General features: G+C 70.2%; 14 protein-coding genes. 9 read left to right on the forward strand and 5 right to left on the reverse strand.

Going from position 1 to position 13,432, the window contains the following annotated elements; all coding sequences use genetic code 11:
- The first annotated feature begins 44 nt into the window (after positions 1-44).
- Both DIE22_RS14055 and mmsB read left to right on the forward strand, forming a co-directional pair.
- Entirely contained in the window at positions 45-1,571 is a 1,527-nt protein-coding gene (locus tag DIE22_RS14055; RefSeq protein ID WP_124500813.1) for a CoA-acylating methylmalonate-semialdehyde dehydrogenase, read from the forward strand.
- 14 nt (positions 1,572-1,585) lie between these two features.
- On the forward strand, positions 1,586-2,476 hold the full coding sequence (mmsB, locus tag DIE22_RS14060; RefSeq protein WP_124605328.1) for a 3-hydroxyisobutyrate dehydrogenase: 891 nt from the start codon (positions 1,586-1,588) through the stop codon (positions 2,474-2,476).
- 86 nt (positions 2,477-2,562) lie between these two features.
- On the opposite strand, the gene DIE22_RS14065 is transcribed toward mmsB, so the two are convergent.
- Positions 2,563-2,895, reverse strand: a complete 333-nt coding sequence (locus DIE22_RS14065) for a hypothetical protein (protein ID WP_124500815.1) — start codon at positions 2,893-2,895, stop codon at positions 2,563-2,565.
- Between the two features lie 387 nt (positions 2,896-3,282).
- Here DIE22_RS14065 and DIE22_RS14070 point away from each other — a divergent pair, with 387 nt between their 5' ends.
- Positions 3,283-4,047, forward strand: a complete 765-nt coding sequence (locus DIE22_RS14070; RefSeq protein WP_124605329.1) for a DUF4397 domain-containing protein — start codon at positions 3,283-3,285, stop codon at positions 4,045-4,047.
- Between the two features lie 39 nt (positions 4,048-4,086).
- Here DIE22_RS14070 and DIE22_RS14075 read toward each other — a convergent pair whose 3' ends face one another.
- Positions 4,087-4,635: a DUF3005 domain-containing protein gene (locus DIE22_RS14075; RefSeq protein ID WP_124605330.1), complete on the reverse strand. Its 549-nt coding sequence runs from the start codon at positions 4,633-4,635 to the stop codon at positions 4,087-4,089.
- 125 nt (positions 4,636-4,760) lie between these two features.
- On the opposite strand from DIE22_RS14075, the gene DIE22_RS38740 reads away from it, so the two are divergent.
- The 4 genes from DIE22_RS38740 to DIE22_RS14100 all read left to right on the forward strand — a co-directional run bounded on the left by DIE22_RS38740 (position 4,761) and on the right by DIE22_RS14100 (position 8,818).
- Positions 4,761-5,012 carry a hypothetical protein gene (locus DIE22_RS38740; protein ID WP_260426666.1) on the forward strand — a complete coding sequence of 84 codons (252 nt, stop codon included), beginning with the start codon at positions 4,761-4,763 and terminating at the stop codon, positions 5,010-5,012.
- A 331-nt stretch (positions 5,013-5,343) separates the two neighbouring features.
- On the forward strand, positions 5,344-6,876 hold the full coding sequence (locus tag DIE22_RS14090) for an NCS1 family nucleobase:cation symporter-1 (RefSeq protein WP_124500818.1): 1,533 nt from the start codon (positions 5,344-5,346) through the stop codon (positions 6,874-6,876).
- Between the two features lie 22 nt (positions 6,877-6,898).
- Complete coding sequence (locus DIE22_RS14095) at positions 6,899-7,627, forward strand: aspartate/glutamate racemase family protein (RefSeq protein WP_124605331.1); 729 nt, start codon at positions 6,899-6,901, stop codon at positions 7,625-7,627.
- A gap of 24 nt (positions 7,628-7,651) precedes the next feature.
- Entirely contained in the window at positions 7,652-8,818 is a 1,167-nt protein-coding gene (locus tag DIE22_RS14100; protein ID WP_124605332.1) for a LysR family transcriptional regulator, read from the forward strand.
- Between the two features lie 55 nt (positions 8,819-8,873).
- On the opposite strand, the gene DIE22_RS14105 is transcribed toward DIE22_RS14100, so the two are convergent.
- Together DIE22_RS14105 and DIE22_RS14110 are read right to left on the reverse strand one after the other, a co-directional pair.
- Entirely contained in the window at positions 8,874-9,095 is a 222-nt protein-coding gene (locus DIE22_RS14105) for a hypothetical protein (RefSeq protein WP_409410192.1), read from the reverse strand.
- Between the two features lie 77 nt (positions 9,096-9,172).
- Positions 9,173-10,741 (reverse strand): MFS transporter, encoded by a 1,569-nt coding sequence (locus DIE22_RS14110; protein WP_124605333.1) that lies wholly within the window; start codon positions 10,739-10,741, stop codon positions 9,173-9,175.
- Between the two features lie 100 nt (positions 10,742-10,841).
- Here DIE22_RS14110 and DIE22_RS14115 point away from each other — a divergent pair, with 100 nt between their 5' ends.
- Positions 10,842-11,720 (forward strand): LysR family transcriptional regulator, encoded by an 879-nt coding sequence (locus DIE22_RS14115; RefSeq protein ID WP_124605334.1) that lies wholly within the window; start codon positions 10,842-10,844, stop codon positions 11,718-11,720.
- 172 nt (positions 11,721-11,892) lie between these two features.
- On the forward strand, positions 11,893-12,882 hold the full coding sequence (locus DIE22_RS14120) for an ABC transporter substrate-binding protein (protein WP_124500823.1): 990 nt from the start codon (positions 11,893-11,895) through the stop codon (positions 12,880-12,882).
- Positions 12,883-12,899: 17 nt separating this feature from the next.
- Here DIE22_RS14120 and DIE22_RS14125 read toward each other — a convergent pair whose 3' ends face one another.
- Positions 12,900-13,274: a phage protein NinX family protein gene (locus DIE22_RS14125; RefSeq protein WP_124605335.1), complete on the reverse strand. Its 375-nt coding sequence runs from the start codon at positions 13,272-13,274 to the stop codon at positions 12,900-12,902.
- Positions 13,275-13,432 lie beyond the last annotated feature (158 nt).

Genomic DNA, 13,432 nt, shown 5'->3' on the forward strand with positions numbered 1-13,432 from the left:
CAGGCCGCCCTTTTTCTTCGCATCACCGTTTCCCGGAGAGTTCAATGAACGCCGCAGTTCCCCAGACCACCCTCGCCCTGCCCACCGCCAAGCTGCTGATCGACGGCGCGTTCGTCGAATCGCAAAGCGCCGAATGGGGCGACATCGTCAACCCCGCGACGCAGAAAGTGATCGGCCGCGTGCCGTACGCGACGCTCGACGAGGTCGACGCCGCGATCGCATCCGCGCAGCGCGCGTTCCAGACCTGGAAGACGACGCCGATCGGCGCGCGGCTGCGCATCATGCTGAAGTTCCAGGACCTGGTGCGCCGCAATCTCGAACGGATCGCGCATACGCTGACGGCCGAGCAAGGCAAGACGCTGCCCGACGCGCAGGGCGACATCTTCCGCGGCCTCGAAGTGGTCGAGCACGCATGCTCGATCGGCACGCTGCAGCAGGGCGAATTCGCGGAGAACGTCGCGGGCGGCGTCGACACCTACACGCTTCGCCAGCCGATCGGCGTGTGCGCGGGCATCACGCCGTTCAACTTCCCCGGGATGATCCCGCTGTGGATGTTCCCGATGGCGATCGTGTGCGGCAACACGTTCGTGCTGAAGCCGTCCGAACAGGACCCGCTGTCGACGATGCAGCTCGTCGAGCTCGCGATCGAGGCGGGCGTGCCGCAGGGCGTGCTGAACGTCGTGCACGGCGGCAAGACCGTCGTCGACCGTCTCTGCACGCACCCGGACATCAAGGCGATCTCGTTCGTCGGCTCGACGCGCGTCGGCACGCACGTGTACAACCTCGGCAGCCAGCACGGCAAGCGCGTGCAGTCGATGATGGGCGCGAAGAACCACGCGGTGGTGCTGCCCGATGCGCACCGCGAGCAGTCGATCAACGCGCTGGTCGGCGCGGGCTTCGGCGCGGCGGGCCAGCGCTGCATGGCGACCTCGGTCGTCGTGCTGGTCGGCCGTGCGCGCGACTGGCTGCCCGATCTGGTCGAGAAGGCGAAGACGCTGAAGGTCAACGCCGGCGCCGAAGCCGGCACCGACGTCGGGCCGGTCGTGTCGCAGGCGGCGAAGGCGCGCATCCTGTCGCTGATCGACGCCGGCGTGAAGGAAGGCGCGACGCTGCTGCTCGACGGCCGCGACGTGAAGGTGCCCGGCTACGAGCAGGGCAACTTCGTCGGCCCGACGATCTTCTCGGGCGTGACGACCGACATGTCGATCTACAAGGAAGAAATCTTCGGGCCGGTGGTGGTCGTGCTCGAAGCCGACACGCTCGACGACGCGATCGCGCTCGTCAACGCGAACCCGATGGGCAACGGCGTCGGCCTGTTCACGCAGAGCGGCGCGGCCGCGCGCAAGTTCCAGAGCGAGATCGACGTCGGCCAGGTCGGCATCAACATCCCGATTCCCGTGCCGGTCCCCTACTTCAGCTTCACCGGCTCGCGCGGCTCGAAGCTCGGCGATCTCGGCCCGTACGGCAAGCAGGTCGTGCAGTTCTACACGCAGACGAAGACGGTCACCGCGCGCTGGTTCGACGACGACGCGACGGCCGGCGGCGTGAACACCACGATCGCGCTGCGCTGAGGGGGAGCCTGCACATGGACATCGCATTCATCGGACTCGGCAACATGGGCGGTCCCATGGCCGCCAACCTGCTCGAGGCCGGCCACGCGCTGACGGTGTTCGACCTCGACGCGAACGCGGTCGACGCCGCGGTGCGCGCGGGCGCGGCGGCGGCCGCGTCGCCGCGTGACGCGGCCGCCCGCGCGTCGCTGCTGATCACGATGCTGCCGGCCGCGCAACACGTGCGCGCCGTCTACCTCGGCGACGACGGCGTGCTGGCCGGCGCGCGCGCCGGCGCAATCTTCGTCGACTGCAGCACGATCGATCCGGGCACCGTGCGCGCGGTGGCCGACGCCGCCGCGCAGCGCGACTTCCCGCTCGCCGACGCGCCGGTGTCGGGCGGCACCGGCGGCGCGCAGGCCGGCACGCTGACCTTCATGGTCGGCGCGGACGCCGCGCTGTTCGAGCGCATCCGCCCCGTGCTGCTCGACATGGGCAAGAACGTCGCGCACTGCGGCGGCACGGGCACCGGGCAGATCGCGAAGATCTGCAACAACCTGCTGCTCGGGATCTCGATGATGGGCGTGTCCGAAGCGATGGCGCTCGGCGCCGCGCTCGGCATCGATCCGGCCGTGCTGGCCGGCATCATCAACACGTCGACCGGCCGCTGCTGGAGCTCGGACACGTACAACCCGTACCCGGGCGTGAACGACGCGGCGCCCGCCGCGCGCGGCTATGCGGGCGGTTTCGCCGCGAACCTGATGCTGAAGGATCTCGGGCTCGCGACCGAAGCCGCGCGCAGCGCACGGCAGCCGGTGTGGATGGGCGCGCTCGCGCAACAGCTCTATCAGTCGATGAGCCAGCAGGGGCTCGGCACGCTCGACTTCTCCGCGTGCGTGAAGCTGTACGAGGCGCAGCCCGTGTAACGCGCTCGACGGACGTGCGCCGACCCGCGATGCCCGTCAACGGCATCGCGGGTCGTTTCACATCCGGAGCAACGCGGGCGCGGAGGCTACGACCGCGCGGGCAACGCGGTCTCGAAGGTCGGATGGCACTCGAAAGCGAGTTCGGAGCGCGCGTCGACGCGGCGGCCGCCGGTCACCGACTCCTGCTTCAGGCTCGCGCGCATGCCGCGCTGCGTGCAATAGCTGGTCGCTTCGCTGACGGCCTTCTCATGGGCATCGGCCCACGTCGTCGACACGCCGAGCGTGCGCGTCGTCACGGTGAAGACGTTCGGGTTCGACGTCGCGGTCACGTCGGAAGCGGTTGAACACGCGGCGAGCAAGCATGCAGCCGCCGCGATGGTCAACCATCGCAGGGATCGAAAAGGTACAGGGATGGACATGGGGGGCAAGCGCACGTCGAGTCGACGGCATTGAGCAACATAGGCGACAGTATGCCTGCCCGATCGCCGGAGATCATGCCCTTTTCGGTGAACACATTGTTTCGAATGGTTAAACGATGGGGCGATGCCGGCAAGATTTACGGCCGGCGTTGCGCGTGACGTCGCCCGGCAGGTTGCTTTTCCCGGTTACCGCGCGGCTTCGGGCCGCCACGCCCGCCGGCACACGGGTGTCACGGCATTCCATACCACGCGGGCACATCGCTTGCGACATCCATGCGCCCGCCGCCCCGGCGGACGACCCTCCTTCCCTCAACCGGCGCTGCGCACCGCGCGACGCCTCGCGCGGCGAGACCGCATCGCAAGCAGGCCCTGAACGAGAGGACGACGATGAAATCCATTCGAACGATAGTGGCCCTGTGCTCGGTCATTTCCGTACTCGCGGCGTGCGGCGGCGACGGCAACGACGTCGGCACCGAACTCGGCATCTCGAAACCGCAGGCGCGCTTCATCAACGCAGTGCCGGCCGGCCCGAATCTCGACTACTACCTGAATGCGAAGGTGGATGCGTCGGGCGTCGCGTACAAGGGCGTGACCCGCTATCACGACATCGACTCCGGCACGCGGACCGCGAGCTACAACGTCTCGGGCACGACCGCGACCATCGCGTCGCAATCGTTCGGCGCGGTGAACGGCCACCACTACACGACGATCGCGTTGCCGAGCACCTCGTCGGCGATCTCGCTGATCGACGATCCGTTCGACAAGAAGCTGCTGTCGGACAAGGCGCGCGTGCGCAGCTTCAACGCGTCGCCGAACGCACGGAACGTCGACGTGTACGTTGTTCCCCCCGGCACCGACATCAACACGCAAAGCCCGACGCTGGCCGGCACGGCGTACCAGAACGCGGTGCCGGCGTCGAGCCAGGATTCCGTCTACCTGAACGGCGGCAGCTACCAGGTGGTCGTCACGACGGCCGGCAGCAAGTCGCCGATCCTGAGGACCGCACCGGTCGCGATCAACAACAATGCCGACTGGCTGCTGGTGACGATTCCATCGGGCGGCATCGGCGACGTGACGCCGAACGACATCCACGTGCTCGTCGCGCAAGGCAACGATGCGGATACGTCCGCACAGGAACTCGGCCCGCAGTAACGGCCCTCGGCGGGCCGCCCCCGAACGATCGCCGATGCGTCAGTCGGTCCGCTCGAGGCGAATCACGTGCTCGGCCCGCGTGCCGTCGCCATGCTCGACGTCGACATCGCCGACAACCCGGACGCGCCAGCCCGGCCGCGTCGCGATCTGCGGAACGTTGCCGCCCGGCCGGCTGTCGATCCCGCCGAGCCCCTCGTCGGGCGTATCGACCGCGTCGTCGAGCGACGCATTCGAGTAGATCACGTTGTCGTGCCACTCGGTCGCGCCGGTGCGCGCCTCCATGCCCTTGCCGTCCACGTCGACCGTGTTGTCGGTCATCGCCATGTTCGCGTTGTCGAGCGTGACGATCCGGCTCCCGGCACGACGCACGGGGTCGCCGCTGTCGACCGCATACGCATCGACGTCGATCGGCGGCAGGCCGGTCGGCGTTTTCGCCGCGACCGCCTCCGGCGTCAGCGGCCGCTTCGCGACTTCCGCGGCCTGGGTCGCCGCATCGGGCATGTCGCCGGCCGCCGGCGTCTTCACCGGGCTCTTCCCGATCTGTTCCTGCTGCTGTTTCGGGGTGGGGTTCGATTCCGCGTTCTGCATCGCACCTCCTGTTCCGGACGGCATGCGCCGGCGTGATGCAGCCGGCGCCGGTCCGGGAATCGCTACAACGGTCCTTGCACATCTTTCACGCGCAGGGCATCGCACACGTGCGCCCTGCGACGCACATGCCGCACCGGCATGTCACCGCGGCAGCACCGGGCGGCGCGCTCGCCTACGCGGCGGGCGCCGCCCGCTCCCGCCGTCAGCCGCCGCTCGCGCCTGCCGGCGCGGATGCCGCGCCCGGCATGCTCGCCGCGCCGCCTGTCGTGCCGCTGCCCGGCATGCCCGACGGCGCGGTGGACGGCGCCGGCGCCATGCCGCCCGTGGCGCTCGAACTCGCACCGGTGCCGCCGGTGTCGGTCTCGCTCTTCTTCTGACAGCCCGCACCCGCCGCCAGGCCGGCGATCAGGATGCCGGCGAAGACGGCTCGCGATACGTGACGAATGGAATATCGCTGCATGACACCTCCGCTGATGTCGACGTGGATGGAGCCCTCTGACCAGCAATTCGCGTGCCTCGCGCCGTCGCCGCCAGCGATCGCATCCCATTCATTTTTCAAATGACGCCCAGCCGAATATTTAATTTCCCATCGCCGCGGCGGCCACCCATACTCGCGAACAAATCCGAGACATAACGTCCACGGCGGCCGGGCCCGCGCTGCGTGCATACGCTGCCGGTTCGCGCCCCAAACATGGAAGGAGACAAGGCGTGCAACTGGAAGCCACCCACCGCGCGGGCATCGTGCTCGACGCGGACGACGCATTGCATCGAACCGGTACGGCCGCGCGCGATCCCGCGCCGAGCCCGCGGCTGCACAATCCCGACCTCGCGCCGACCAAGGCCGAGGGCAGGACCTGGGGTCGCTACAGCATCTTTGCGTTGTGGACCAACGACGTGCACAACATCGCGAACTATTCGTTCGCGATCGGCCTGTTCGCGCTCGGCCTGTCGGGGTGGCAGATGCTCGCATCGCTCGCGATCGGCGCCGTGCTCGTGTACTGCTGCATGAACCTCACCGGCTACATGGGCCAGAAGACCGGCGTGCCGTTCCCGGTGATCAGCCGGATGAGCTTCGGCATCTACGGCGCGCTGCTGCCCGCCATGATCCGCGCGGTGATCGCGATCGCCTGGTTCGGGATCCAGACCTATCTCGCGTCGGTCGTGCTGCGCGTGCTGCTCACCGCGGTGTGGCCGGGCCTCGCCGCGTTCGACCAGAACGCGATCCTCGGGCTGTCGACGCTCGGCTGGATCACGTTCGTCGCGATCTGGCTCGTGCAGATCGGCATCCTCACCTACGGGATGGAGATGGTCCGCAAGTACGAGGGGCTCGCCGGCCCGGTCATCCTCGTCACGACGCTGTCGCTCGCCGCGTGGATGTTCAGCCGCACCGGCGGCCATCTCGCGATGTCGATCGGCAAGCCGATGACCGGACTGAAGATGTGGACCGAGGTGTTCGCGGGCGGCGCGCTGTGGCTCGCGATCTACGGCACGCTGGTGCTCAACTTCTGCGATTTCGCACGCTCGTCGCCGAGCGCGAAGACGGTGCGGGTCGGCAACTTCTGGGGCCTGCCGGTGAACATCCTCGTGTTCGCGACGATCAGCTTCGTGCTCGCGGGCGCGCAGTTCAAGCTGAACGGCCAGATCATCCACAGCCCGACCGAGATCATCGCGACGGTGCCGAACAAGTTGTTCCTCGTGCTCGGCTGCCTCGCGTTCCTGATCGTGACGGTCGCGGTGAACATCATGGCGAACTTCGTCGCACCGGCCTTCGTGCTGACGAGCCTCGCGCCGCACCGCCTGACGTTCCGCCGCGCGGGCCTGATCAGCGCGACGGTCGCGGTGCTGATCCTGCCATGGAACCTGTACAACAGCCCGATCGTGATCGTCTACTTCCTGTCCGGCCTCGGCGCGCTGCTCGGCCCGTTGTACGGGATCATCACGGTCGACTACTGGCTCGTGCGCAAGCAGCGCGTGAACGTGCCGGATCTCTACACCGAAGCGCCCACCGGCGCCTATTTCTATACGCGCGGCGTGAACCGCAAGGCGCTTGCGGCGCTCGTGCCGTCCGCGCTGATCTCGATCACGCTCGCCGTCGTGCCGGCCTTCAGCGCGATGACGCCGTTCTCCTGGCTGCTCGGCGCGGCCATCGCGGGCAGCGTGTACTGGCTGACGGCCGATCGCAAACGGCAATACGAGGCGCGCTCGGGCGAACACATCGCGGTCGCCTGCGCCGAACACTGAACGCAGCATACGGAGTGCACCCATGAGAATCCTGGTAGTCAACGTCAACACGACCGAGTCGATCACCGACGCCATCGCCGCGCAGGCGCAGGCCGCCGCGTCGCCGGGCACGGAGATCGTCGGGCTGACGCCGCGCTTCGGCGCGGAGTCGGTCGAAGGCAACTTCGAGAGCTACCTCGCGGCGATCGCCGTGATGGACCGCGTGCTGAGCTACGACGAGCCGTACGACGCGGTGATCCAGGCCGGCTACGGCGAACACGGCCGCGAAGGGCTGCAGGAACTGCTGACGGTGCCCGTCGTCGACATCACCGAAGCGGCCGCGAGCGTCGCGATGCTGCTCGGCCACCGCTACTCGGTCGTCACGACGCTGGACCGCACGGTGCCGCTGATCGAGGATCGCCTGAAGCTCGCCGGGCTCGATGCGCGCTGCGCGTCGGTGCGCGCGAGCGGCCTCGCGGTGCTCGAACTCGAGGCGGACCCGGCCCGCGCGATCGAGTCGATCGTCGGCCAGGCGCAGCGCGCGGTGAAGGACGATCACGCGGAAGTGATCTGCCTCGGCTGCGGCGGGATGGCCGGCCTCGACCGGCAGATCGAGGAATGCACGGGCGTGCCCGTCGTCGACGGCGTCTCGGCCGCGGTCGCGCTCGCCGAATCGCTGGTGCGCCTGAAGCTGAAGACGTCGAAGGTCCGCACCTATGCGCCGCCACGTCCGAAGCGGATCGTCGGCTGGCCGGGCACCTTCGTCAAATGACGGGCCGCGGGAACGCGTAGCGACATGCGGGACGCACCGGAGCCGAACGGCCTTCCCCTCGACGCGTCCGACGCAACGGGCGCGCTCGACGTACTGGACGCGCGGCTGATGCGCATCCTGCTCGTGCTGCTCACCGAGCGCACCGTGTCGCGCGCGGCCGTGCGGCTGAACATGTCGCAGCCGGCGACGAGCGCCGCGCTCAAGCGCCTGCGCACGCTGCTCGGCGACCCGCTGCTGGTGCGCAGCCGCTACGGGATGGTGCCGACCGAGTTCGGCGCGCGGCTGATCGACCCGTTGCGCAATGCGCTGCGCGTGATCGACTTCATCCGCATCCAGCAGCCGACCTTCGACGCGCGCACCTCCGTGCGCACCTACCGGATCGGCTGCCCCGACTACCTGAACGTGCTGTTCGTGCCGAAGCTCGTCGCGCTGTTCCGCGAACGCGCGCCGAACGCGCAACTCGTGTTCCATCCGCTCGGCGACGGCTTCGACGACGAACGCGCGCTCGCCGACGGTGAACTCGACGTCGTGATCGACAATCGCCCCGCCCGTTCGTCGCGGTTCCGGCAGGACGACCTGTTCGACGACCGCGTCGTGTGCCTGATGCGCGCGACGCATCCGCTCGCGCGGCGCGGCGCGATGACGGCCGCCGAATTCGCGCAGGCAGCGCAGCTGTGCCCGACGCCGTCGTGGCTCGAAGCATCAGGTGCGATCGACCGGCAGCTCGAACGCGTCGGCCTGCAGCGGCGGATCGTCGTCACGCTGCCGCATTTCGAACTCGCCGCGCATACGCTCGTGCGCTCCGACCTGATCCTGACCACCACCTACCGGCTCGCGCGCCACTACGCGAAGCTGCTGCCGCTCGGCGCGGTCGCGCTGCCGGCCGAGCCGCCCGACATCGTGTACCGGATGACGTGGAACGAGTCGGGTTCGTGCGTCGACGGCGTGCGCTGGCTGCGCGCGCTGATCGCCGAAGCGACACGCAGCTGGCTCGACGCGGAGGCCGCGCAACCGGCCGTCGCGGCGGTTGCCGCAAATGCAAACGCGCAGACGCCGGTGCCGGTCGCCAACGACCCGCCCGAACCCGCGCGACGCACCCGCCGCCGGCAGGCAACGCGTTGCGGCACATCGCAGCAGCCGCGCGTCGCGCGTGCGGCACGCAGCCATCGCATCGCGACGAAGCCGCACTGAACCGCACCGACTCGCCCTGAATCACGCCGAGTCGCGCGCCGCGCCGCGCGCAACGTCACACGTGCCGTGCGATCGCGAACAGCACCGGTGGCGACACGACCGCCCCGAGCGTCGACAGGAGAATCGCGCGCGACGTCACGTGCGCTTCACGCTCATGGAACTCGGCCAGCGTGTACGGCCCCGTGCCGGTCGGAAGCGCGGCGAGCACGACCGCGATCTGCGCGAGCATCGGCGGCATCGCGTACACGGGCAACAGAATCCCGATCGATGACGGCATCCTGAACACGCCGCGCGAAACCGGAACGCGCAAGCGTAACGGCCACGTGTCTTCGCACGAAATGGACGGCGCACGCATCACGCGTCACGCATCGGTTGCGCAAGCAACTTGCATGCAACGACGGCGGCCGCGAGCGCGAGCACGCCGCTCACCGTCAGCGCGACGGCGAATCCGCCCGCAAAAGCCGCGGGCGCCGCATCCGCGAGCGTGCGTGCGGCCGACGGCGGCACGTGCGCGAGCGCCTGCGCGAGATCGCCGGCCAGCAGGCTCGACATGAACCGCGCATCGACGAATGCCCGCACGCCCGGCGCGGCGGACAGCAGCCGCTCGAGTTGCGCGTGCGTGCTGGCGGCCAGCACCGCGCCGAGCACGCCGACGGCCGTCACGATCGCCGAGAAGCGGGTGGTCGTGCTGATGCCCGACGCCATCCCGGTACGGTTCGGCGGCACGCACGCCATGATCGCCTTCTGCGTGTCGCCGTTCATGATGCCGGCGCCGCAGCCCGTCACGAACATGCCGAGCGCGACGAGCCGATAGTCGCCGGCGGCCGTCAGCGCCGCGGTCGCGAGATCGCCCGCGCCGATCAGTGCGAGCCCGCCCGCCAGCACGCCGCCGGACGACACGCGCGCGGCGAGCATGCCGCCGAGTGACGGCCCGGCGATCATCGCGACCGCGAACGGCAGCATCCCGAGCCCCGCGTCGATCGCCGACATGCCGAACGCGTTCTGCAGGTACAGCGGCAGGAACGTCATCATCACCTGCGCGCACGCCGCATAGCCGAACATCGCGAGCACGGCGCCGACGAAGCGCGGCTGGCGGAACAGCGCGAGATCGATCATCGGGCGCGCCTGCCAGCGCTCCGCGCCGATGAACGCGGCCAGCAGCGCGGCGGCGAGCGCGAACCGGCCGAGCGTCGCGGCCGACAGCCAGCCGTGCGACGGCGCGCCGATCAGCGCCGCGATCGCGCACGCGAGCGCCGCGCCGAACAGCACGCTGCCGGCGGCGTCCACCCGTTTCGCGTGCGGATCGCGCGACTCGTCGATCGCGACGCGCGCGCCGGCCGCGAGCAGCGCACACGCCGGCAGGTTCATCAGGAACACCCAGCGCCAGCCGATCCACTGCGTGATCGCCCCGCCGACAAGCGGCGCGACGGCCGTCGCGATCCCCATGCACATCCCCCAGATCGCCCACGCGCGGGCCCGTTCGCGCCCGTCCGGAAAGCGGTTTGCGATCACCGCGAGCGCGGCCGTCAGCAGCAGCGCGGCCCCGCCGCCCTTCACCGCGCGCGCGGCGATCAGCCAGCCGGCCGACGGCGCGATCCCGCACCCGAGCGACGCGAGCGCAAAGAGCGCGAGCCCCGCGCCGAGCATGCGCTTGCGCCCGAAGCGGTCCGCGAGCCCGCCGGCCGGCAGCAGGCAGGCGGCGAACGCGGTCATGTAGGCGCTCACGACCCATTCGATGTCGGCGAAGCTCGCATGGAAGCCGCGCGCGATGCTCGGCAGCGACACGGCGACGACGTTCGTGTCGAGCACGATCAGCGAGCACGTCGCCGACGCGACCGCGAGCGTCGCGGCGGCCGGCAGGCGGGTGCCCGCGCGCGCGGCGGCAGGCGCGCCTGCGCGCGGGGCGGGGGAAGGCTGGGACATCGGCGGCTCCGGAGCAAGAGGAACGAGCCGTATGCTAGGCTTGGCCGGTATTGCCCGTCATTGATATATCCATGCAGTTTTATTGACGAAAATTGCAATCATGAATCTGCTCGAATTCCGTCATGTACGCGCGTTCCTGAGCGTCGCGCAGCACCTGCATTTCGCCCGCGCGGCCGACGCGCTCGAGATGGCGCCGCCCGCGCTCACGCGGCAGATCCAGGAAGCCGAGCGGCTGCTCGGCGTGCGGCTGTTTCAGCGGTCGCGCCGCGCGGTCACGCTGACGGCGGCGGGCGAAGCGTTTCTCGCCGAGGCAACTGCCGCGCTCGAGCATCTGCAGCGCGGTCGCGAACTCGCGACGCTGGCCGAGCGCGGCGAACTCGGCCGCATCGAAATCGGCTACGTGTCGTCGGCCGTCTATTCGGGCACGCTGCAGCGCACGGTCGGCGCGTTCCGCGCCGCGCATCCGCGCATCGAGCTGAACCTGCGGGAAGTGCCGATGGACGACGTCGCGAAGCAGCTCGACGCAGGCCGGCTGGATCTCGCCTACGTCCGCCCGCCGTTGCCGCTGCCGGGCGGGCTGCGGATCGTCACGCTGCAGCGCGACGTGTTCGTCGCCGCGGTGCCGGCCGATTCGCGCTACGCGTCGATGACTGCCGTGCGGGCCGCCGATCTCGCCGACGCACGCTTCGCGGTGCCCGAACAGGAACGCGGCACGCTCGAAGTCGCACGCCGCGGCCGCTTCGCGCCGGTGATCGCCGCGCGGCCGGGCGGGTTGCTCGCGGTGCTCGCTTGCGTGTCGGTGAACGGCTGGGTCGCCGTGATTCCGGACGCGCTCGCCGGCTGCGTGTCGTTGCCGGGCGTCGTGTACCGGCCGATCGCCGGCAAGCCGATCATGTCCGAACTCGCGCTCGCGCACCGGCGCTTCGAGAAGGCGCCCGCGGTGCGCGCGTTCCTGCGCACCGTCGCCGCGGCAGGCTAGAGCCGCTGCCGGGGGTTCGCCGGGGCGCCCGGCCGTTGCTTTCCCCACCACCATGCACCGCCTGTACGCGAATAAGCATTTCGCGATTCGATGTTTGCCGGCGCCCGACCGATTCCGTAATCTGCCCGGCAGCCGCGCGGCCTGCGCGCGGATCACCGAGGACCCGCCGCCGATGACTTCGCCCCCCGCCCCGGCCCGCCGCCGCGCACTGCTGCGTGTGGCCGCCCTGGCTGCCGCACCGCTTGCGGGCGCCGCCGCACTGCCCGCCCGCGCGGCCGGCACCGACCTGTCGAACGTCACGCTGGTGCTCGGCGACCAGGCCGGCGGCCTGCGCGCGCTGGCCGAGGCCGCGCGCGTGCTCGACGGCGTGCCGTACCGGTTTCGCTGGGCGAATTTCCAGGGCGCCGCGCCGCTGTTCGAAGCGCAGCGCGCGGGCGCGATCGATCTCGCGCCGGCCGGCGACCTGCCCGTGCTGACGGCCGCGCTCGGCGATCCGGCGCTGCGGATCGTCGCGACGCGCGTCGGCTCGCCGGCATCGCTCGGCATCGTCGTGCAGCCCGATTCCCCGGTGCGCACGGTCGCCGACCTGAAGGGGCGCACCGTCGTCGTGTCGTCGGCGCGCGGCAGCATCTCGCAATACCAGTTGTACGGCGCGCTGCGCGAACACGGCCTCGCACCGGGCGACGTCGACGTGCGCTTCGTGCTGCCGGTCGATGCGTTCGCCGCGTTCGAGGCGAAGCAGATCGGCATCTGGGCGACCTTCGATCCATATTATGGAAACGTGGTGCGGCGCGGCGCGCGCATCGTGCGCGACGGCAGCGGGATCAATTCGGGGCTTGCCTTCCTCACGTCGCCGGTCGACACGCTCGACGATCGATCGAAGCGCGCGGCGCTGTCGGACGTGCTTGCGCGGCTCACCCGCGCCGGGCAGTGGGCGCTCGCGCATCCGGCCGACTACGCGAGCGTCTATGCGTCGCTCACGCGCCTGCCGCGCGATGCCGCCGCCGATATCGCCCGCCGCGCGGCACTCGCGCAGCGCGGCGTCACCGGCGCGGACATCGACGTGCTGCAGCGTGTCGCCGATCGTGCGGCCGCGGACGCGATCCTGCCGAGACGCGTCGACGTCGCATCGATCGCAGTGCGCAACCTGTCGGCCGCGTAACCGGCGTTCGCAAGCGCTCAGCGCGGCTTCGACATGTCGAGATCCGGCACGTCGTCGCCGAACGTCGACGCGACCAGCGTGCGCATCGCGGCGACCAGCAGCGTCGGCCCCGACTGGTTGAACGTGCAGCGCTCGCCCGCCGCCGGCACCGCCCGGTGCAGCACGGCGCGCCACGCGCCGTGCCCGCCGTCGCGTTCGAACGCGCCGAACGGCAAGCGCTCGACGAGCGGGCCGCCGTCCGCCCACGCCGACGACGGCGCGTACGGCTCCGGCGCGCCGCCCGGTTCGCGAATGACCGTGCACCCCGCGGCGCCGACGCGCGGCGCGCCGAGGTCTTCCGCCATCGCCACCCAGAAATCGAGCGGCGCGCCAGCCAGATCCTGAACGTGCATCGCGCCCTCCTTCGGCATTGAAAATGCCATCCTAGCGCCGCCGCGCGCGGCACGCCGACAACCGCCGACCGGTGTTTTCCCCGGTGAGCCGTCCGGCGTGCAAATCGATCGATACGTGTTACGAATCGCCGATTCCTGCCTACAATGAACGCAACACC

This window comes from Burkholderia sp. Bp9142, assembly GCF_003853415.1.
Taxonomy (GTDB): domain Bacteria; phylum Pseudomonadota; class Gammaproteobacteria; order Burkholderiales; family Burkholderiaceae; genus Burkholderia.

What these genes read in the sequence shown, in the direction of transcription:
- DIE22_RS14055 (WP_124500813.1), top strand. Translation starts at nt 45, where the DNA reads ATGAACGCCGCAGTTCCCCAGACCACCCTCGCCCTGCCCACCGCCAAG.
- mmsB (WP_124605328.1), top strand. Translation starts at nt 1,586, where the DNA reads ATGGACATCGCATTCATCGGACTCGGCAACATGGGCGGTCCCATGGCC.
- DIE22_RS14065 (WP_124500815.1), bottom strand. Translation starts at nt 2,895, where the DNA reads ATGTCCATCCCTGTACCTTTTCGATCCCTGCGATGGTTGACCATCGCG.
- DIE22_RS14070 (WP_124605329.1), top strand. Translation starts at nt 3,283, where the DNA reads ATGAAATCCATTCGAACGATAGTGGCCCTGTGCTCGGTCATTTCCGTA.
- DIE22_RS14075 (WP_124605330.1), bottom strand. Translation starts at nt 4,635, where the DNA reads ATGCAGAACGCGGAATCGAACCCCACCCCGAAACAGCAGCAGGAACAG.
- DIE22_RS38740 (WP_260426666.1), top strand. Translation starts at nt 4,761, where the DNA reads ATGCCGCACCGGCATGTCACCGCGGCAGCACCGGGCGGCGCGCTCGCC.
- DIE22_RS14095 (WP_124605331.1), top strand. Translation starts at nt 6,899, where the DNA reads ATGAGAATCCTGGTAGTCAACGTCAACACGACCGAGTCGATCACCGAC.
- DIE22_RS14100 (WP_124605332.1), top strand. Translation starts at nt 7,652, where the DNA reads ATGCGGGACGCACCGGAGCCGAACGGCCTTCCCCTCGACGCGTCCGAC.
- DIE22_RS14105 (WP_409410192.1), bottom strand. Translation starts at nt 9,095, where the DNA reads ATGCCGTCATCGATCGGGATTCTGTTGCCCGTGTACGCGATGCCGCCG.
- DIE22_RS14110 (WP_124605333.1), bottom strand. Translation starts at nt 10,741, where the DNA reads ATGTCCCAGCCTTCCCCCGCCCCGCGCGCAGGCGCGCCTGCCGCCGCG.
- DIE22_RS14115 (WP_124605334.1), top strand. Translation starts at nt 10,842, where the DNA reads ATGAATCTGCTCGAATTCCGTCATGTACGCGCGTTCCTGAGCGTCGCG.
- DIE22_RS14120 (WP_124500823.1), top strand. Translation starts at nt 11,893, where the DNA reads ATGACTTCGCCCCCCGCCCCGGCCCGCCGCCGCGCACTGCTGCGTGTG.
- DIE22_RS14125 (WP_124605335.1), bottom strand. Translation starts at nt 13,274, where the DNA reads ATGCACGTTCAGGATCTGGCTGGCGCGCCGCTCGATTTCTGGGTGGCG.